This window comes from Arthrobacter cheniae, from assembly GCF_003602275.1.
Classification (GTDB): Bacteria; Actinomycetota; Actinomycetes; order Actinomycetales; family Micrococcaceae; genus Arthrobacter_D; species Arthrobacter_D cheniae.
Genome location: NZ_QZVT01000001.1, coordinates 319,933 through 338,226 on the forward strand (window position 1 = coordinate 319,933; position 18,294 = coordinate 338,226).

17 protein-coding genes are annotated in these 18,294 nt (G+C 67.1%); 8 read left to right on the forward strand and 9 right to left on the reverse strand.

Annotation, left to right across the window (positions count from 1 at the left end; all coding sequences use genetic code 11):
* The first annotated feature begins 135 nt into the window (after nucleotides 1-135).
* Complete coding sequence (locus tag D6T63_RS01595) at nucleotides 136-2,331, forward strand: S9 family peptidase (RefSeq protein ID WP_235830482.1); 2,196 nt, start codon at nucleotides 136-138, stop codon at nucleotides 2,329-2,331.
* Here D6T63_RS01595 and D6T63_RS01600 read toward each other — a convergent pair.
* From D6T63_RS01600 to D6T63_RS01620, 5 genes are read right to left on the reverse strand one after another with little or no spacing between them, the layout of a single operon-like run.
* A complete protein-coding gene (locus D6T63_RS01600; RefSeq protein ID WP_120147265.1) occupies nucleotides 2,262-3,341 on the reverse strand; it encodes a LacI family DNA-binding transcriptional regulator in 1,080 nt (359 codons plus the stop codon). The genes D6T63_RS01595 and D6T63_RS01600 overlap by 70 nt on opposite strands.
* A complete protein-coding gene (locus D6T63_RS01605; protein WP_120147266.1) occupies nucleotides 3,341-4,810 on the reverse strand; it encodes a GH1 family beta-glucosidase in 1,470 nt (489 codons plus the stop codon). The genes D6T63_RS01600 and D6T63_RS01605 overlap by 1 nt, the downstream gene beginning before the upstream one ends.
* Nucleotides 4,807-5,721, reverse strand: coding sequence for a carbohydrate ABC transporter permease (locus tag D6T63_RS01610; protein ID WP_120147267.1), 915 nt, complete (start codon nucleotides 5,719-5,721; stop codon nucleotides 4,807-4,809). The genes D6T63_RS01605 and D6T63_RS01610 overlap by 4 nt, the downstream gene beginning before the upstream one ends.
* Nucleotides 5,718-6,707, reverse strand: coding sequence for a carbohydrate ABC transporter permease (locus tag D6T63_RS01615; RefSeq protein WP_120147268.1), 990 nt, complete (start codon nucleotides 6,705-6,707; stop codon nucleotides 5,718-5,720). The genes D6T63_RS01610 and D6T63_RS01615 overlap by 4 nt, the downstream gene beginning before the upstream one ends.
* Nucleotides 6,708-6,710: 3 nt before the next feature.
* On the reverse strand, nucleotides 6,711-7,946 hold the full coding sequence (locus D6T63_RS01620; protein WP_407923694.1) for an ABC transporter substrate-binding protein: 1,236 nt from the start codon (nucleotides 7,944-7,946) through the stop codon (nucleotides 6,711-6,713).
* A 517-nt stretch (nucleotides 7,947-8,463) separates the two neighbouring features.
* Between D6T63_RS01620 and D6T63_RS01625 the strand changes: the two genes are divergently transcribed.
* Together D6T63_RS01625 and D6T63_RS01630 are read left to right on the forward strand one after the other, a co-directional pair.
* Nucleotides 8,464-8,895: a PaaI family thioesterase gene (locus tag D6T63_RS01625; protein WP_120147270.1), complete on the forward strand. Its 432-nt coding sequence runs from the start codon at nucleotides 8,464-8,466 to the stop codon at nucleotides 8,893-8,895.
* On the forward strand, nucleotides 8,892-9,746 hold the full coding sequence (locus D6T63_RS01630; RefSeq protein ID WP_120147271.1) for an SGNH/GDSL hydrolase family protein: 855 nt from the start codon (nucleotides 8,892-8,894) through the stop codon (nucleotides 9,744-9,746). The genes D6T63_RS01625 and D6T63_RS01630 overlap by 4 nt, the downstream gene beginning before the upstream one ends.
* A 72-nt stretch (nucleotides 9,747-9,818) precedes the next feature.
* Here D6T63_RS01630 and D6T63_RS01635 read toward each other — a convergent pair whose 3' ends face one another.
* Nucleotides 9,819-10,628 carry a tyrosine-protein phosphatase gene (locus tag D6T63_RS01635; RefSeq protein ID WP_120147272.1) on the reverse strand — a complete coding sequence of 270 codons (810 nt, stop codon included), beginning with the start codon at nucleotides 10,626-10,628 and terminating at the stop codon, nucleotides 9,819-9,821.
* Between the two features lie 181 nt (nucleotides 10,629-10,809).
* Here D6T63_RS01635 and D6T63_RS01640 point away from each other — a divergent pair, with 181 nt between their 5' ends.
* The 4 genes from D6T63_RS01640 to D6T63_RS01655 are packed head-to-tail and all read left to right on the forward strand — an operon-like array spanning nucleotide 10,810 to nucleotide 14,317.
* A complete protein-coding gene (locus D6T63_RS01640) occupies nucleotides 10,810-11,247 on the forward strand; it encodes a VOC family protein (protein WP_120147273.1) in 438 nt (145 codons plus the stop codon).
* A 46-nt stretch (nucleotides 11,248-11,293) separates the two neighbouring features.
* The gene (locus D6T63_RS01645; protein WP_120147274.1) at nucleotides 11,294-12,247 is read left to right on the forward strand and encodes a 1,4-dihydroxy-2-naphthoyl-CoA synthase; all 954 of its coding nucleotides are present in this window, start codon (nucleotides 11,294-11,296) and stop codon (nucleotides 12,245-12,247) included.
* Between the two features lie 7 nt (nucleotides 12,248-12,254).
* Nucleotides 12,255-13,385 (forward strand): AMP-binding protein, encoded by a 1,131-nt coding sequence (locus D6T63_RS01650; protein ID WP_120147275.1) that lies wholly within the window; start codon nucleotides 12,255-12,257, stop codon nucleotides 13,383-13,385.
* A gap of 47 nt (nucleotides 13,386-13,432) precedes the next feature.
* A complete protein-coding gene (locus D6T63_RS01655; RefSeq protein ID WP_120147276.1) occupies nucleotides 13,433-14,317 on the forward strand; it encodes a 1,4-dihydroxy-2-naphthoate polyprenyltransferase in 885 nt (294 codons plus the stop codon).
* A gap of 110 nt (nucleotides 14,318-14,427) precedes the next feature.
* On the opposite strand, the gene D6T63_RS01660 is transcribed toward D6T63_RS01655, so the two are convergent.
* A complete protein-coding gene (locus D6T63_RS01660) occupies nucleotides 14,428-14,721 on the reverse strand; it encodes a DUF4229 domain-containing protein (RefSeq protein ID WP_120147277.1) in 294 nt (97 codons plus the stop codon).
* Between the two features lie 30 nt (nucleotides 14,722-14,751).
* Between D6T63_RS01660 and D6T63_RS01665 the strand changes: the two genes are divergently transcribed.
* Nucleotides 14,752-15,198, forward strand: coding sequence for a PLD nuclease N-terminal domain-containing protein (locus tag D6T63_RS01665; RefSeq protein ID WP_120147278.1), 447 nt, complete (start codon nucleotides 14,752-14,754; stop codon nucleotides 15,196-15,198).
* Between the two features lie 306 nt (nucleotides 15,199-15,504).
* On the opposite strand, the gene ccsB is transcribed toward D6T63_RS01665, so the two are convergent.
* Together ccsB and resB are read right to left on the reverse strand one after the other, a co-directional pair.
* Nucleotides 15,505-16,539, reverse strand: coding sequence for a c-type cytochrome biogenesis protein CcsB (gene ccsB / locus D6T63_RS01670; RefSeq protein WP_120147279.1), 1,035 nt, complete (start codon nucleotides 16,537-16,539; stop codon nucleotides 15,505-15,507).
* Complete coding sequence (gene resB, locus D6T63_RS01675; protein WP_407923688.1) at nucleotides 16,539-18,263, reverse strand: cytochrome c biogenesis protein ResB; 1,725 nt, start codon at nucleotides 18,261-18,263, stop codon at nucleotides 16,539-16,541. Before resB ends, ccsB begins: the two co-directional genes overlap by 1 nt.
* Nucleotides 18,264-18,294 lie beyond the last annotated feature (31 nt).

The following is an 18,294-nucleotide window of genomic DNA, read 5'->3' on the forward strand; positions in this document are numbered from 1 at the left end:
CTGAACGTTCGTTCTGTAAAGGCCTTCTCCACAATTGCACGCCCGTCCGGCACGGTCAACCGGAGGCCGCCGCGAGGACACAGTCGGGGTGGGCCGGTCGGTCGGGCCCGGACCCGCAGTGGCAAGATGGAAGCCATGACCGTTGACGCTCCCGCACTCGTTACCCCCGTTCCGCCCCCGGCCAGGAAGGTGCCCTTCGAGCGCACCCACCACGGCGACACCTTCGTTGACCACTACGAGTGGATGCGTGACAAGGAGAGCCCCGAGCTGATCGAGTACCTCCAGCGCGAGAACGCGTACACGGAGAGCGTCACGCAGCACCAGGAACCGCTGCGCGACGCGATCTTCACGGAGATCAAGGACCGCACGCAGGAAACCGACCTGTCCGTGCCCGCCCGCAAGAGGGGCTGGTGGTACTACTCCCGCACCGAAGAGGGAAAGCAATACGGCATCCAATGCCGTGTGGCAGCACATGACACGGGCGACCTCGGCCGTGACTGGACGCCGCCCGACGTCGTTCCCGGGCAGCCCGTCACCGGCGAACAGATTCTGCTCGACGGCAACGACCTCGCCGAGGGCAAGCCCTTCTTCTCCCTGGGCGGCATGTCCGTCACCGAGGACGGAACGCTGCTGGCGTACTGCGAGGACAACGCCGGTGACGAGCGCTTCACACTGCGCATCAAGGACCTCCGGACAGATGAGCTCCTGCCGGACGAGGTCCCCAACATCTTCTACGGCCTGTCCTTCTCCCCCGACGGCTCGCGTGTGTACTACACCGTGGTGGACGACTCGTGGCGTCCCTACCAGGTGCGCGCACATACGCTCGGCACCCCCGTCGCCGACGACGTCGTCGTGTACCAGGAGGACGACGTCGCCATGTGGACGGGTTTCGAGGTGTCGGCGGACCGCACCCAGCTGCTCATCAGCATCGGCTGCTCCGAGTACAGCGAGTACCGCGTCCTCGACCTCGCGCGCCCGGCGGACGGCCTCACCACGCTGATCTCCCGCGACGAGCGCATCCTGTACGACGCCGAACCCGTCACCATCGACGACGCACGGTACTACCTGCTCACCCATGACCGGAACGCGAAGAATTCCATGGTCAGCCTCGTGGCAGCGGACCAGTTCACCAGGCCGTTGGCCGAGCAGGACTGGACCACGGTCATCCCGCACGACGACGCCGTCCGCGTGAACGGCGTCACGGTCACGCAGACGCACCTGGTGCTCTCGGTGCGCAAGGACACGATCGAGCGCGTACAGGTCCTGCCCCTGGCCGGTCTCGGGACGCCCGAGCAGGGCCTTCCGGCCGAGCCCGACTTCGACGAGGAACTCTTCACGAGCAACCTCGCGAATGCCGAGTTCGACTCCCCGATCATCCGGTTGGTCTACGCCTCCTACCTCACGCCCCCGCGCGTGTACGACTACGTGCTGGAGGACGGGACGCTGGAGTTGCGCAAGGAGACAGAGGTGCGTGGCGGCTACGATCCCGCCCAGTACGTCGCCGAGCGCCAGTGGGCCCCCGCAGCCGACGGGACGCTGATCCCGCTCTCGGTGGTCCGCCGCGCCGAGCTCGCGCAGGACGGGACCAACCCCGCCGTCATCTACGCCTACGGCAGCTACGAAACCAGCATGGATCCCTCGTTCTCCATCGCCCGGCTCTCCCTCCTGGACCGCGGCATAATCTACGTCACCGCCCATATCCGCGGCGGTGGTGAGATGGGTCGCAGCTGGTACGAGCAGGGCAAGAAGCTCACCAAGAAGAACACCTTCACGGACTTCGTCGACGCGACGACCCACCTCAGCACGTCGGGCTGGGCAGACCCGAACCGGGTCGCCGCGATCGGCGGCTCGGCGGGCGGGCTGCTCATGGGCGCCGTCGCGAACCTGGCGCCGGAGAAGTACCAGGCGATCGTGGCGCAGGTACCGTTCGTCGACGCGCTGACGACCATCCTGGACCCGGAGCTGCCGCTCTCGGCGCTCGAGTGGGAGGAGTGGGGCAACCCCATCACGGACCAGGAGGTGTACCGGTACATGAAGGAGTACACGCCCTACGAGAACGTCCGTCCTGTGGCCTACCCGCGCATCGCGGCCGTCACCAGCTTCAACGACACCCGGGTGCTCTACGTCGAGCCTGCCAAGTGGGTGGCGCAGCTACGCGAGACGACCACGGGGTCGGAGCCGATCGTGCTCAAGACCGAGATGGACGGCGGCCACGGCGGGGCCAGCGGACGCTACTCGCGTTGGCGCGACGTCGCCTGGGACTACGCGTTCGCCGCTGATGCCGTCGGCGCCACCGAGGTACTCTCGCGTTCCACCAGCCTGGTCGAGTAGATGACGGGCTCCGGGTGCGAGCCCGGAGCCTCGATCTCCTCCAGGAGCATCGAGCCCGCCTTCACCGCCATCTCGACCATGGGTTGCGTGATGGTGGTGAGCGGGGTGGACGCTGTCTCTGCGACGGCGTGATTGTCATAGCCCATGAGCGCTATGTCTCCGGGCACTGTCTTGCCCGCTGCCTGGATGGCCTCCATGACGCCGAGTGCCATGAGGTCCGAGGCCGCGAAGATCCCGTCGATGTCGGGATGCTCGGCAAGCAGCAGACGCGCCGCAGCAGCAGCGCCGTCGGTCGTGAAGTCGGCGTGGACCACGGGACCCTCGGGGAGGCCGGCCTCGGCGAGACCGGCCTTCCACCCACGGAGGCGGTCCACGGCCGCAGTCATGTCCGCGGGCCCTGCGACCGTCGCGAGGCGTCGCCGACCGATGCCTGAGAGGTGCTGCGCGGCAAGTTTCCCGCCCCCCACGTTGTCGGTGTCCACATAGGTCACGTCGAAGGTCATGTCCCAGGGGCGCCCGATGAAGATGGTCGGGAGACCGGTCTCGGCGAGGGACCTCGCCCAGGAATCGGCCTCGTGGTGCGAGACCACGATCGCCCCGTCCACGTGCCCGCCGCGGAGGTAGCGCAGGGTGCGGGCCGAATCGTCGTCGGTCCTCGACATCAGCAGCACCAACTGCACGTCGGTCTCCCGGAGAGCCTCCGTGATGCCGGTGATGACGACGGCGAAGAAGGGATCCATCATGACACGGACGTCAGGCTCGGGAATGACGAGGGCGATCGAGGACGTCCGGCGCGTCACCAGGCTGCGGGCCGCCCTGTTCGGGATGTACCCGAGCGCGACGACCGCCCGGTCCACCGCAGCCTGGGCCGCGGGACTGACACGGTCCCCTCCGTTGATGGCGCGCGAAGCGGTGGAACGCGACACCCCGGCCGCAAGGGCCAGATCCTCGAGCGTAGGGCTCGGGCGACCTGCCGCATGGCGCAGCGACCGGGGCGGGGACGTGTTCATCACCTCGACAATACGACACCCGCCTTACCGGCGTCCTGCGACGGGACGCCGGCCGTCACGGTGTTCGTGGCCGCCAGGCGCGAATACCAGAGGGCACTTGCCTTCGGCACGCGCTCCTGCGTCTCGTAGTCGACGCGCACCAGGCCGAAGCGCTGGTGGTAGCCCCACGCCCATTCGAAGTTGTCCATCAGGGACCACGCGAGGTACCCACGCAGGTCCACGCCGTCGTCGATCGCATCCTTCATCGCGCGGACGTGGACGTCGAAGAAGCCGAGCCGGTCCTGATCGTCCACGAAACCGGACTCGTCCGCTGAGTCGTTGTAGGCGGCACCGTTCTCCGTGACGTAGAGGGGAATCCCGGCGGGCCCGGTGTACTCGTTCTGGAGTCGGTTGAGCAGACGGCGGAGTCCCTCGGGCTGCACCTCCCAGTCCATCGCCGTGACAGGCAGGCCTCGGGGAACCGAGCGGACACCGTGCGCGGCGACGTAGGGCGAGGAGACCGGCCGCTCGAGCGGGGCGTGGCCTTCCTGCGGTGCGGCCTCGTCCGACGGCGTCCTGGTCACTGCTTCACCGTGGTAGTAGTTGACGCCCAGCACGTCGATCGGCGCGCCGATGATGTCGAGGTCACCCTCACGGATATGGTCCCTCATCCCCAGGTGCTCGACGTCCCGGAGGACATCCTCCGGGTAGGCGCCGCGGAGGACGGGATCGAGGAAGATGCGGTTGAACTGTCCGTCGATCCGACGAGCGGCGTCCCTGTCGGCCTCGCTGTCCGGGTCCAGCGGATCGGGCACCGTGAGGTTGAGGGTGATGCCGAGCGTGGCCTCCGCGTCGCGGCGGCGCAGCTCCTGCGTTGCGAGACCGTGCCCGAGGAGGAGGTGGTGCGCGGCAGCGAGCGCCGCCGTCGGCTCCTGCCGCCCCGGCGCATGCACTCCAGCGGCGTAGCCGAGGAACGCGGCGCACCAAGGCTCGTTGAGCGTGGTCCAGATGCGGACCCGGTCACCGAGGGCCTCGTGCATCACCGCGGCGTACTCGGCGAAGCGGTAGGCGGTGTCGCGGTTGGTCCAGCCACCCTCGTCCTCGAGGGCCTGCGGAAGGTCCCAGTGGTACAGGGTCAGCCAGGGCTTGATGCCGGCCTCGAGGAGCTGGTCCACGAGGGTCGAGTAGAAGCGGATGCCCTCGATGTTCGGCGTCACGCCGTCGGGCATGCAGCGGGACCACGAGGTCGAGAAGCGGTACGCCTGCAGGTTGAGGCTCTTCATCATCGCCACGTCCTCGCCGGACCGGTGGTAATGGTCGCACGCCACGTCGCCGTTGTGTCCGTCGGCCACCGCTCCCGAAATCCGCGAGAACGTATCCCAGATCGATGGTCCCCTGCCGCCCTCCTGGGCGGCTCCCTCGATCTGGTAGGCGGCTGTCGCCGCACCCCAGAGGAAGCCCTCGGGGAAGGTGATGTCGGTGCTGCTCATCCTTTGACTGCTCCTTGCATGATTCCTGATACGAGTTGGCGTCCCGCGACTGCGAAGAGGATCAGCAGCGGGATGGTGGACAGCACGGCTCCGGCGAGCACGATCGAGTAGTCGACGAAGTGCGCCGCCTGAAGGAGCTGAAGCGCCACCGGGAGGGTTGGGTTCGAGGGATCCAGCACGATGAACGGCCAGAAGAAGTTGGTCCATGTTGCCACGAAAGTGAACAGAGCGAGCATAGCCGCGGCCGGTCGGGCAGCCGGCAGGCCTACGTACCAGAAGGCCTGGATCATCGAGGCGCCGTCGATGCGGACCGCCTCGATGAGCTCGTCCGGCAGGGCGTCCCGCAGATACTGCGTCATCCAGAACACCCCGAAGGCGGTGACCACGCCCGGGATGATGACCGCCCAGAGCGAACCGGTCCAGCCGAGCTTCGCCATGACGATGAAGAGGGGCACCACTCCCAGTTGGGTGGGAACCGCCATCGTTGCAATCACGAAGACGAGCAGGCCCTTGCTGCCGCGGAAGCGGAGCTTGGCGAAGGCGAATCCGGCGAGGGTCGAGAAGAGCACCACGGACGCCGCCGTGACGGTGGAGACGATGATGCTGTTACCGAGGGCTTTCCAGAACGGGATGCTGTCCAGCACGGTGGACGCGTTGGCGAGGAAGTTGCCGCCCGGGATCAGCGGGACACCCTTGCTGATGACCGAACTGTCGTGGCTGCCGACCAGGAAGGACCACCAGAGCGGGAACACCGAGCCGAGGAGAACCGCTCCGAGGAATCCGTAGGTCAGGAAGCCTGGCCGACGCTGGGTGCCGCCGGGGGCGCCACGGCGCCTGGTGCCGAGACCCCGTTGGGCTGCACGGGCAGCGCCCTTGCCGGCGGTCTGCTCGATCATGGGGATGGAGCTCATCGTCGGCCTCCCTGCGTTGCGATGCGGCGGGTAATGAGGAAGTTTGCCATCGCGATGAGCACGATGATCAGGAACAGGAGCCAAGCTACCGCCGAGGCCCTGCCGAAGTTGCGCTGGCCCCAGCCGAGTTCCCAGATGTACATCGTGAGGGTCTGCCATTGCCGGTCCGCACCGCCGAGGCCGGCCTGGTCGAACACCCGGGCCTCGTCGAAGATCTGCAGGCCGCCGATGGTGGCGGTGATGACCACGAAGATGATGGTGGGGCGCAGCATCGGCACGGTGACCGAGAAGAACTGCCGGAGGCGTCCTGCGCCGTCGATCGTCGCGGCCTCGTAGACGTCCCTCGGGATCGCCTGCATCGCGGCAAGGAAGATCAGCGCGTTGTAGCCGGTCCAGCGGAAGTTGACCATTGTTGCGATGGCCGCGTGACTCGCGAGCGAGTCCGAGTGCCAGCGGACCGGGTCCAGCCCTATCCCCGTCAACATCTCGTTGAACAGGCCTGCCTGGTCAGCGAAGAGATTGTTGAAGATCAGCCCAACGGCCACGGGGGCCACCACGAAGGGAACGAGGACGCCCATCCGCCAGAACGTCCTGGCCCGGAGGTTGGCATCGAGTACCGCCGCTATCGCGATGGCAAGGACGACCTGCGGGACGGACGAGAGGAGGAAGATGCTGAACGTATTGCCTACGGCGTTCCAGAAGAACGGCTGTGCGAGCACGAACTCGTAGTTCTCCAGCCCCGTGAATGCTCCCTTGCCTCCGATGAGGTTCCAGGAGTGCAACGAGACCCACGCCGTGTAGGCCAGGGGAAACAGCCCCGTGACGGCGAAGAGGAGGAAGAACGGCGAGATGTAGAGATACGGGGACAGCTTGACGTCCCACTTCGGTACCTTGTGGGAGAAGGCCAGCCGCTTCACGCTCTTGTCGCGCGAAGTCTGCTGCTTCGTGGTGGGTGGTGGGGGTTGGACCCGGTCCGTGACGGCCATCGGCTACAGAGCGCCTACAGCGGTGACGAACTTCTCCCAGGAGGAAGCGGGGTCATCGGTCTTGTCGACATCGACACGGGTCAGTGCCTGCTGCATCGCATCGTTGATGGCAAAGTACTTGGGGCCCTTGAACGGCGTGACCTCGACGGCGGTAGCACGGTTGGCGAGGATCTCGCCGGTCGGTGCATCGTTGAAGAAGGCGTTGGTCTGGCTTGTGAGCTCTTCGCTCTCGAGCGCTTCGACCTGGCTCGGGAAGGTCCCCTTGGACTCGAAGGCCTTGATCTGCTGCTCAGGGGCGGTCAGCCACTCTGCAAGCTTCTTGGCCTCGGCCTGGTTCGCACCCTGGGTAGGAACGGTCAGGTAGGACCCGCCCCAGTTACCGCCGCCGCCGGGGAAGACATCAGCGATGTCCCAACCCTCGACGCCTTCGGCGTTGCCCTCGATGACACCGAGCATCCAGCCCGGGCACAGCTTGGTGGCGAAGGCGTCCGACTGGAAGCTTGCCACCCAATCGTCTTCCCACTGCGTGAGGTGCGCGGAAAGACCGTCGGTCACGGATGCCTGCAGGATCTGCTCGTAGATGTCCTTGACGTCGGCATTCTCGGTGGCGATGACGTTGCCGTCATTGTCCTCGTAGGCATTCTGGACCTGGTTGATCATGCCCTGGTAGGTAGCTCCGGCGGAGTCGAACCAGGCGACGCCGTCGCTCGCCGCGACGAACTCCTTGCCTGCGTCGAAGTAGTCCTGCCAGGACCCGTCGAGCATCGCGGCGACGGACTCGCGGTCGCTGGGCAGTCCGGCCTTCTCGAAGAGGTCGGCGCGGTAGCAGACGCCCTGGGGTCCGGCGTCGGTGCCGTAGCCGATGAGTTGGCCGTCCTCGGTCGTGGCGGCGGCGGTCTTCCAGTCCAGCCACCGGCCCTCGACGGCGGGGTCGCTCAGGTCAGCGAACTGGTCGGGGAATTCCAGCAGTTCCGGGAGCCAGTCGACCTCGATGGCCTCGATATCGGACAGACCGGATCCGGCTGCGAGGCGGGTCGTGAGGTTGTCGCGGGCCTCGTTGGAGGTAGCGGCCTTCTTGTGCTCGATGGTGACGTTCGGGTTGAGCTCCTCGTACTCCGTGAAGAGCTCCTCGTAGCCGAACTCGTTAAAGGTTCCGACGGAGACGGTGACGTCATCGGTGCCGGTTTCGCCTTCGACGCCGGCATTCTCGGTACCGGACCCCGACCCGCAGGCCGTCATGGTCAGGGCCAGAAGGGCGGCGGCGGCGGATAGTGCTGTGAATCGTGCTTTGACGCGCACGGTTGACTCCTTTGTCAGCTCGATCCCGCTGCCGGTTGCAGCGGGATCTGGGTGGGACTTCCTGGCGGCACTCTGTCCGGGCGGTACGTCGGCGGAAAGCGCTGGTTGGTGCGGGTTCGTTCCAGGACGGGGGTAGCGGCGGTGCGTTGCGGGAGCACCTGCGAAGCACCGCCGGTGCGGGTAGCGGTGGCAGTGGGAGGAACCGCCCACTGGCGGATCAATTCCGGTGGGAGCGCTCTCACGCTGTTCATTCATCCTGACTGTGACGCACACCACTGTCAAGTGGGAGCGCTTCCATAGGACCTCGGGATGCAGTCGGGACAGGTATCACCGCAGGTCAGGAGGCGCCCAGCCACAACCCTGTGACCCGATCGTTACGCACCGGCTCGTCACGCTGCCTGGCAACGCGACGTTAGAGTGGCGATTTAGCCGATCACCGAACCAGGAGCTGTACCCGATGACGCCGGAGCCTGTTGTCCCATGGAAGATCGAGTTGGGTGAGCTCGACCTGAAGATGGGCGTGGTGATCCTGGAGCAGTCTGTCGAGCGGGTCGTGGCGACCATGCCCGTCGAAGGCAACCGCCAGTCCTTCGGCCTCCTGCACGGCGGAGCGTCCCTCGCGGTCGGGGAGGCGGTCGGCTCGTGGGCCGCGGTCATCCACGCCTCGACGCTCGGTAAGACGGCGGTGGGCGTGGACGTCTCAGCCACCCACCACAAGGGTGCGCGGGAGGGCAGCATCACGGTCACGGCGACTCCGATCCACCTCGGCCGCACCCTGACGACCCATGAGGTGCTGATCACCAACGAGACCGGCCAACGCCTGTGCACGCTCCGCATCACCAATCTGCTGCTGGAGGAGCGGATTCCCGGGAGTACCGTTAGCGCATGACTGCAACGGCGCATGCCACCCGGATTCGCACCATCACACTCGTCGCCCTTTCCGGTGCGGTCGCAGCGCTCATCGGCGGCCCGGCCGGTCCTGCTGCTGCTGCGCCGAAAGCACCGCTGTCCTACGTGGCCCTCGGCGACTCCTATGCGTCGGGATTCGGTGCTGGTTCGTACGTCAATGGCTGTGGACAGACTCCACTGGGGCTGCCCGCCTTGCTCGACAAGAAGAAGCGGCTCGACCTGGTCGCCGACGCGACCTGCGCCGGTGCGAAGGTCGTCGACGTAGAGGGTGACGACGCCGATCTGTTCGACCAGGTGGCCTCTGCCGGTACCGAGTTGAAGACCGCCGACCTCGTCACGATCTCGGCCGGCGGGAACGACGTCGGCTTCGGCGAGGTGGCGGGAGTCTGCGCAGTCGGATCCCCCGCGGACTGCGCCAATCTCATTGCGTTCAAGAACGCGACGGCATTTCCCGTCCTGGGCAAGTCCCTCGACGCCCTGTACGAATCGATCGAGTCAGCTGCACCCGATGCAGAAGTGGTTGTGACGGGTTATCCGCACCTGTTCTCGCCCGAGTTCGGCGTCCCGGTCATCCCGATCGAGTCACAGACGGCCTTCAATGCGGGTACCGATGCGCTCAATGCGCTCATCAGGAGCCAGGCCGAGGCCCACGGCTTCACGTTCGTCGATGTGGTACCGAGGTTCGAGGGTCGCGGCCTCGGTTCCCCGTCCCCTTGGATCACCTTCCGGGACGGCGCCGTCGACAATCTGCACCCCACGGCGAAGGGGTACAAGTCCGCGTACTTACCCGCAGTCCGAAGCGCTGTCACTCTGGCCCAGCTGCAGCGGTGAGTTCCCTGCGGGACCCTATCCGTCGCCGGTCGGACTGGGCCTCCCGCAGTGCTGGATCCCTGCCGTCACGACCTACGACTGCCAATCCCACCCGGGGTCGGTCAACCTCCTCCTGAGGTGATCGAGCTCGGCCCGAGTGAGACCGGCGTCGAAGAGATACTGCGCGGAGTCGAGCGAAGAGAGCAGCCCTGCGAGGTGTCCCTGCGCGTGCTCGAGCCACAGCGTGAGCTCCTCGTCCGAGCGCGGCGCCTCGTGCGGCTTCTCCTGTCCGCGGTACCGGGTGTTGATGGCGGTGACGGCCGTCGCGTAGTCTCCGGCGATAGCTTCGGGGGTGATTCCTATGGCGTCGAGCAGGAGCGCCGTCACCATGCCGGTGCGGTCCCTGCCCGCAGCGCAGTGAATGACCACTCCCCCGCGGGGCGCGACGATGAAGGCCCTGGCGATCGCAGCGAATCGCTCCGGCCAGCGCCCCAGATTGTCGCGGTAGTGCTCCGGCGTGTTCAGGTAGGGACCCGCCAGAGCCATGAACTCGGCATCCGACTGGTCCTCCGTGGGCAGGTTCACCAGCGTGAACCGGTCGAGAACCTCACGTCCCACGTCTGGGTCCGAGGGGCGGCGTCCCCGTTCGAAGGGATTCCGCAGGTCGATGACCGTCCGAACACCGTGCTCCCAGGCCGACTCCCAGCCCGCCTCCGTCAGCCACTCGTGGCGACCCATCCGGTACAGCCGTCCCGGCTGGACCAGGCCTCCTGTCCCGCCGAGGTCCCGAGCATTGACGGCTCCGTCCCAGAGCGGGGTCTCGAGTTCGGCTCGGAGCGGCGGCCTGCTGCTGGTCACGGGTGCGGCAGTAGATCGCGGGGTGGGCACAGGTCCGGCGTCCATGCCCGAAGCCTAACAAGCACTCCTGCGCCGGCAACGCCCGGCCACTCCTACCGGTGGATCCCGGCCACTCCTGCCGGACGGCCCGGCATGGTGGGGCCGGAGTCGAAAGACGGCGACGACGGCGTACCGCGCCCGCATCCCGCCCTTCCTAAAGCTCCGGCGTTGGCCCTACCCTGTGGCCATGGCTTTCTCCATCCAGATCTCGATCGACTGCACGGACCCGCACGCCCAGGCCGATTGGTGGGCCGCGACCCTCGACTGGGCCGTCGAGCCCACGGACGGGGCGTTCCTCGACAGGATGATCGCCGAGGGCCATGCCCGCGAATCCGACGTGATCGAACGCAACGGGAAGCGCGTCTGGAAAGACGGGGCCGCCATCTGTCGGTCCGGCGACGTGGGCCGCTCGGGCCGCGAGCGCATTCTCTTCCAACCCGTACCCGAGCCGAAGACTACGAAGAACCGCGTGCACCTCGATGTCAACCTCGGCGGCGAGGATCGCGATGGGCACCGGGCACGGCTCGAGGCACGCGGTGCCCGCTACATCGAACAGCACTCGCAGGGCCCGCACTCCTGGTACGTGATGCTCGACCCCGAGGGCAACGAGTTCTGCATCTCCTGACCGGTGTGCAAGGGAAGCCCTCCTGCCGCGCGGCTAGACTCGTCGGGTGACTTCAGAGCTCCCGGCCAAGGTATCCGACATCTTCGACCCCACCTGCTGGCGGGTGGTGACGGGCTTCGAGGACCTCACGGACATGACATACCACCGCCAGGTGGAGCGCGACGACGACGGCGCCGTCGTGCGGGACCTTCCGGCCGTGCGCATCGCCTTCGACCGCCCCGAGGTGCGCAACGCCTTCCGCCCCGGCACCGTCGACGAGCTGTACCGGACCCTCGATCACGCCCGCATGACGCCCGACGTCGCCACCGTCCTGCTGACCGGCAACGGTCCCAGCCCGCGCGACGGCGGCCACTCGTTCTGCTCGGGCGGCGACCAGCGGATCCGCGGGCGCGACGGCTACCGCTACGCAGAGGGCGAGACGAGGGAGACCATCGACCCCGCCCGAGCAGGCCGCCTCCACATCCTCGAGGTGCAGAGACTGATCCGTACGATGCCGAAGGTGGTCATCGCCGTCGTCAACGGTTGGGCGGCCGGCGGCGGCCACAGCCTGCACGTCGTCGCCGATCTCACCATCGCCTCCGCCCAGCACGGGAAGTTCAAGCAGACCGACGCCACCGTGGGCAGCTTCGACGCCGGCTACGGATCTGCGCTCCTCGCGCGGCAGATCGGCCAGAAGAAGGCTCGGGAGATCTTCTTCCTCGCGCGGGAGTACTCCGCACAGGACATGGTGGACATGGGTGCCGTCAACGAAGCGGTCGACCACGACGAGCTCGAGACGGTGGCGCTCCTCTACGCCGCCGACATCGCCCGGCAGAGCCCGCAGGCCATCCGCATGCTCAAGTTCGCCTTCAACCTCGCCGACGACGGTCTCGCGGGCCAGCAGGTCTTCGCGGGCGAGGCCACGCGCCTCGCCTACATGACCGACGAGGCGGTGGAGGGCAAGGAGGCGTTCCTGGAGAAACGCGCTCCGGACTGGTCCTCGTTCCCCTACTACTTCTAGGAGCAACGTGGAACTTCTTCCCATCCACACGCCCGAGGGCTTCGATCCCCTCGACCTGCTGAAACCCCTCGCCGCCGCGCTCGCGGGCGAGGGTCCCGCCGTCGCACCCCATGCCCTGCCGGACCAGGTCTTCGAGGGAACGCTGCCGAACGACGAGATCGCCGCCGTGATCAGCACATCGGGCTCCACAGGCACCCCGAAGCAGACGATGCTCAGCGTCGACGCCCTCGCCGCATCCGCCAGCGGCACCGCCTTCGCCCTCAGGGCGGAGGGCCAATGGCTCCTCACACTTCCCGTCCACTACGTCGCCGGGTTCCAGGTACTCGTCCGCTCCCTTTTCGCCGGCACGCAGCCCTGGGTCATGGACAGGTCGGACGGCTTCACGACGAAGGCCTTCACCGACGCCGCGGCGGAGCTGACCGACCGCGTCCGGTTTACCTCGCTCGTCCCCACACAGCTGCACAGGCTGCTGGCAGACCCCTCACCCGAGACGCTCCGGCTGCTGCGCCGCTTCGACCGCATCCTCCTCGGCGGGGCACCCGCCGGCGCCGCCCTGCGTGCGTTGGCACGCAGCCACGACCTGAAGGTCGTCGAGACCTACGGCATGAGCGAGACCTGCGGAGGGTGTGTCTACGACGGCACCCCGCTCGACGGCGTCGAGCTCCGCTCGGTGGACGGGCGCCTGCGCATCGGCGGAGCCGTCCTCGCCGATGGGTACCTCGGAGCCCCTGCCCTGACCGAGGAGCGGTTCGCCTTCAACTCGGGGCAGCGGTGGTTCGTCACCGACGACGCCGGTGACGTGGCGCTCGACGGTTCGGTCACGGTGCATGGAAGGCTCGACGACGTCATCATCACGGGTGCCCTCAAGGTGTCCGCGACGAGGGTCGCCGACGTCATCGAGGCGCTTCCCGGCGTCGGACAAGCCATGGTCCTCGGTGTCCGCAGCGAGGAATGGGGAACCGCCGTTGCCGCCGCCATCGTGGGCGATGTCGATGCCGACGTCATCCGGCAGGCCGTCCATGTCGAACTGGGAGCACACGCGGTCCCGAAGGTGATCGTCACTCTCGACGCCTTCCCGCTGCTTCCAGGCGGGAAACCCGACCGCCGCACCATCCACTCATTGCTCGAACACGCCTAGCACGTCCAGCACCACCCGACGCTCGAACCGACCAGAAGGATCAATCCGTGGCGACTGCCGCTCAGTGGCTTGAAGGAGCCCGCCCCCGCACCCTCCCGATGGCGTTCGCTCCGGTGATCATCGGCAGTGCGGCCGCCTTCGGACTGGGTTCGTTCAAGCCCCTCAACGCACTCCTCGCCGCGATCGTCTCGGTGCTGCTGCAGGTCGGTGTGAACTACGCGAACGACTACTCCGACGGAATCCGCGGGACCGACGACGAGCGCGTCGGCCCCCTGCGCCTCACCGGCTCCGGCGCAGCAAAGCCACATCAGGTGAAGGCCGCGGCGTTCGCTGCCCTCGGACTCGCGATGCTCGCGGGTCTGGCGCTGATCATCCTGTCGCAGACCTGGTTCCTGCTGCTCGTCGGCATCGGCTGCATCGCCGCAGCCTGGGGCTACACGGGCGGCAAGAATCCCTATGGCTACCTGGGACTGGGCGATGTCTTCGTCTTCGTGTTCTTCGGACTCGTCGCCACCCTCGGTACCACCTTCACGCAGGCGAACCAGCTCAGCGCCGCCGCGTGGATCGGTGCGGTGTGCACCGGCCTGATCGCCACGGCGCTCCTGATGGCCAACAACGTCCGCGACATCCCGACGGACAGTGTGGTGGGCAAGAAGACGCTCGCGGTCCGGCTCGGGGACACGGCCGCGCGCATCACCTACGTCATGATGCTCGCCGCAGCCATCCTGCTGCCGTTGTTCCTCAGCTACGACTACCCGTGGGTCCTGCTGGTCCTGCTGCTCATCCCGGCCTGCCTCATGCCGAGCTGGCTCATGCTGAAGGGGAAGAAGCGGAAGAGCCTGATCCCCGTGCTCAAGCAGACCGGGCTGATCAACCTCGCGTTCAGCGTCCTGTTCGCGGCGGGCATCGGGATCACGACGGTGCTCGCCTAGCTCATACGCGGTGCTCGACCGCTGTTCCCTGCAGCCTCGCTGCCCGTCCTACGACACTGCCCGTCCTACGACCCGCAACGACGTCCGGGCACCGTCCCTGCAGGGCGCCGTCAGCGCGGTTTGCGGTCCGAGTTGACCGGGGTGTTGGGGTCCAGCGCGTCCTCTGCGGCGGCGTCGTCGAGTTCGACGGCGGTGCGGACGGGCGGCGCTCCAGGTGTGAAGCGGCGCTGGAGGTTTGCTGCGGCGGCATCCCGGAGATTACGTGCGAAGAGGTAGGTCACGCACCAGGCAAGGATCGCGGCCACCGCGGCGGACATAAAGATTCCAAGGCCCAGCAGCATGCACGCCACATAGAAGACGACGATCAGCAGGAGGCGCAGGGCGCTGAATTTGAGGAAGGCCACACTCCAAGTTTACTCGCCTACAATTGGCGCATGCCCCGCCTCCTGCTCTTCGCCGCGATCCTCGGAGTCGCCGTCGTCATCTATGCACTGATCGATTGCGTCATGAGTCGAAAACACGAAGTGCGGAGCATCTCGAAGACTGCCTGGTTCGTCACCATCCTGATTCTGCCGCTCATCGGTGCTGGTATGTGGTTCCTCCTCGGCCGCCCACGGCACGAAGGCCCCTCCGGGCCGCGCCGTCCTGCCCCGCGCAAGCCGACCGCTCCGGACGACGACCCTGCCTTCCTCCAGAACCTCGAGGCCCAGCGCAGGCAGCAGGCGCGTGAGCAGGAAAGGCGCCGCCGTGAGCGGGAGCAGAAGGATCTCGACGCCAAGGCCCGCGACGCAGGCAAGGACCGTCCCGTGAAGGACGACAAGCGCGACGGCGAAGGTAACGACGACGCCGGATCCGGTCCGGCGGGGGCCCACCACCCGTAGGACGCACGCCCTCGGGTCCATGCACGCAGCCGTTCCGACAACCCTTCCTGGCGATTCCGTGTCGGGGTCTCCCACTGTTCGTCGCTCCGAAGTGGGCATGTTCGAACATTCCCACTTCCGGCTGCCGGAGGGTGGGAGGAGCGTAGCCGCCCGATGACGCAGGGGTCCGACCGAGGAGCGGCAGGACTGCTGCACCCGGGAGCACCCGGCACCCCGGAAGGCACGCAGCGCACGAAGAAGCCCCGCGGCTGTGTGCCGCGGGGCTTCCGACGTCGAGGGCGACTGTCAGGGCTGCCGGTGCTGCCCCTAGACTCCCGAGTAGCTGTGCAGGCCCGAGAAGTAGATGTTGACGATCGTGAAGTTGAAGACGATGCAGAGGTACCCGACGATCGAGAGCCACGCGGCGCGCGTACCTGTCCAGCCGCGCGTCGCACGAGCGTGCAGGTAGCCGGCGTAGACGGTCCAGATCACGAAGGTCCAGACCTCCTTGGTATCCCAGCCCCAGTAGCGGCCCCACGCCTGCTCGGCCCAGATGGCACCGGCCATCAGGGTGAAGGTCCATCCCACGAAGGCGATGGCGTTCAGGCGGTAGGAGAGGTTCTCGAGGCTCAGGGCGGACGGCACGAGGCGCAGGAACTTCGCCGTGTCGGTCTTGCCCGCGAGCAGTTTCGCCTCGCGGGAGGTCTGGAGCAGCTGGAGCACCGACATGGCGAACGTGATGGTGAACAGCGCCGAGGAGGCGACGGCGATCGACACGTGCACGATCAGCCAGTAGCTCTGCAGGGCCGGAATCAGCCGGGCGACGGGCGTGGGGAAGCCCACGGTGGCTGCGCAGAGCATGATGACGACGAGACCCACCACGAACGAACCGACGAAGCGCAGGTCCTTGCGGGTGAGCGTGATGAGGAAGATGGCAGCCACGAGGAACGCTCCCGTGGTGCAGAACTCGTACATGTTGCCCCAGGGCACACGGTGGGCAGCGACGCCGCGGGTGACGACGGCGGCGCCGTGGATGACGGCCGCGAGGATCGTCAGGGACACGGCGACGCGGGCGGTCCCGCGTCGCGGACCGGAGCCGTAGTCCATCGAATCGTCGGCCGTGGCGGGCGACGACGTAGCGCCCGACGTCGTCGAACCCGCCGCCCGTGCCCCGATACCCGCAAGGGCGCGTTCGGGAGCGGCGTTCTCGCCGGCGAGTCGGGACTCGAGGGCGGTGATGGTCGAACTCGATTTCACGAGGTCCAGCACGAAGAAGATGAGGGCCACCACGTACGCGATGGAGGCCAGCAGCATGAAGAGCTCGCTGATCTCCCCGAGGCCGGCGTTGACTGGTTGTGGCATCAGTTGTCCTTTGGGTTGTGGTGCGACTGCCCTGTGCCTGCTGCCGATGGGACGGCACCCTGCACCCTATTTTCCTGCTCGGCGCCGTCCGGCACCAACCAGCTGTCCGCCAGTAGTTTCTCGACGGCCTTGCCCTCCGCGGGGAGGCGATGGTCCTCGCCGCGGGCTAGCAAGCCGTACTCCACCATGATCCGGCCGTCCGGGTGTTCCCCGGTCCTGACCCAGAGCCTGCGCCTGCCGATGAACAGTGAGGCGGTGAGCCCGAGAAGGGCCAGCGTCGAGAACACCAACGCCCCGACCTCGCCCGGATCGTGGTGGATGTCGAGGGCTGCGTATCGCTTGAGGCCATCGAAGGTGACCGAGCCCTTGCCCTCCGGCAGGTCGTAGGTCTGGCCGACGCCGAGCACGATCCCGCCGTCCTCGTTGTTCCGGCTGTTGAGCTCGGTCAGGTTCTCGGTGTCGAGCACGTAGACGTTCTCAGGCGTCCCGTCGTCGAGGCCGAGGTCGCCGTAGTAGGAGTTCAGGTTCAGCTGGGGATTGAAGGGGTCGGGGTCCCGCGAGAAGGAGACACCCTTCTCGTCGACGAAGGCGGTCGGGAGGAAGAAGCCCACGAAGCCGAGCTGGTCCGGCTTCGCGTCGGGAGCCTTGATCACGATCAGCGAGGTGTACAGGCCGTCCGATGGAACCGACACGACCGGCCCCTGCGACGCGATGTTGCCCTCGCCGTCGCGCACCGTGACGACGGGCGCATAGCCGTTGCCGACGAGGTAGACGTTGGTTCCGCCGATCGTCAGAGGCGCGTTGACCTTGAGGACCTGCGACTCCTCTCCCTCACCCGGGCCGTCCTGCGTGGTCACGTTGGCCGTGAAGTCCAGCGGCTGTCCGTAGTGGCTCGTCTGCTCACGATCGAAGCGGACATCGAACGCGTCGAGCCGGATCGAGTAGGGCTGGAGCTGGTCATCGGAGAAGTTGGAGCCCGGATTGAAGCTGTCGTAGCCGATCAGGGTATTGACGAAGCTGTCCCCCTCGACGATGACCTTCTGGCCGTTGTAGCCGAAGAGCCCGCCGACGGCGACCGAGACGAGCACGCCGATGAGCGAGGTGTGGAAGATGAGGTTGCCGAGTTCCTTCGCGAGGCCCCTCTCTGCTCCAACGGAGGGACGGTCCGTTCCGGCATCGCGGACATCCACGCGGTAACCGCGTTTCTTAAGGAGGGCGGCAACCTGGTCTGCCGCGGCCGACGGCGTCAGGCCGGCAGCGCGCGCCTGGTGTGCGGGCACCTCGAGCGTGCCGTAGACGGGAAGGCGCGAGAGCCGCCTGGGCGTGCGGGGCGGTGTCGACCGGACGGCCCTGAAGTGGGCGAGGGCACGGGGCACCACGCAGCCGATGAGCGATATGAAGAGCAGGAGGTAGATCGAGGAGAACCAGACCGACGAGTACACGTCGAAGAGCTGGAACCAGTCGAGCACGGGACCGGTGTCCGGATTGTTCTGGATGTACTGCGTGACGATGGCGGGGTTCGCGGGCCGCTGGGGGAACAACGATCCGGGGACCGCCGCGACGGCGAGCAGGAGGAGCAGGAACAGCGCGGAGCGCATGCTCGTCAGCTGCGTCCAGGCCCACCGCAGGGTTCCGAGGAACCCGAGTGAGGGCAGGACGACGTCGGTACCGCTGCTGCCGGCGCCGGCCCTGCCCTTCGTATCCTGCGAGACGTCCTGCTTCACTGTTCCCTTTCCATCAGCTGTCGTTTCCTCG

What these genes read in the sequence shown, in the direction of transcription:
- ccsB (WP_120147279.1), bottom strand. Translation starts at nt 16,539, where the DNA reads ATGCCACAACCAGTCAACGCCGGCCTCGGGGAGATCAGCGAGCTCTTC.
- D6T63_RS01605 (WP_120147266.1), bottom strand. Translation starts at nt 4,810, where the DNA reads ATGAGCAGCACCGACATCACCTTCCCCGAGGGCTTCCTCTGGGGTGCG.
- D6T63_RS01600 (WP_120147265.1), bottom strand. Translation starts at nt 3,341, where the DNA reads ATGAACACGTCCCCGCCCCGGTCGCTGCGCCATGCGGCAGGTCGCCCG.
- D6T63_RS01610 (WP_120147267.1), bottom strand. Translation starts at nt 5,721, where the DNA reads ATGAGCTCCATCCCCATGATCGAGCAGACCGCCGGCAAGGGCGCTGCC.
- D6T63_RS01615 (WP_120147268.1), bottom strand. Translation starts at nt 6,707, where the DNA reads ATGGCCGTCACGGACCGGGTCCAACCCCCACCACCCACCACGAAGCAG.
- D6T63_RS01620 (WP_407923694.1), bottom strand. Translation starts at nt 7,946, where the DNA reads ATGACGGCCTGCGGGTCGGGGTCCGGTACCGAGAATGCCGGCGTCGAA.
- D6T63_RS01665 (WP_120147278.1), top strand. Translation starts at nt 14,752, where the DNA reads ATGCCCCGCCTCCTGCTCTTCGCCGCGATCCTCGGAGTCGCCGTCGTC.
- D6T63_RS01595 (WP_235830482.1), top strand. Translation starts at nt 136, where the DNA reads ATGACCGTTGACGCTCCCGCACTCGTTACCCCCGTTCCGCCCCCGGCC.
- D6T63_RS01630 (WP_120147271.1), top strand. Translation starts at nt 8,892, where the DNA reads ATGACTGCAACGGCGCATGCCACCCGGATTCGCACCATCACACTCGTC.
- D6T63_RS01640 (WP_120147273.1), top strand. Translation starts at nt 10,810, where the DNA reads ATGGCTTTCTCCATCCAGATCTCGATCGACTGCACGGACCCGCACGCC.
- D6T63_RS01635 (WP_120147272.1), bottom strand. Translation starts at nt 10,628, where the DNA reads ATGGACGCCGGACCTGTGCCCACCCCGCGATCTACTGCCGCACCCGTG.
- D6T63_RS01625 (WP_120147270.1), top strand. Translation starts at nt 8,464, where the DNA reads ATGACGCCGGAGCCTGTTGTCCCATGGAAGATCGAGTTGGGTGAGCTC.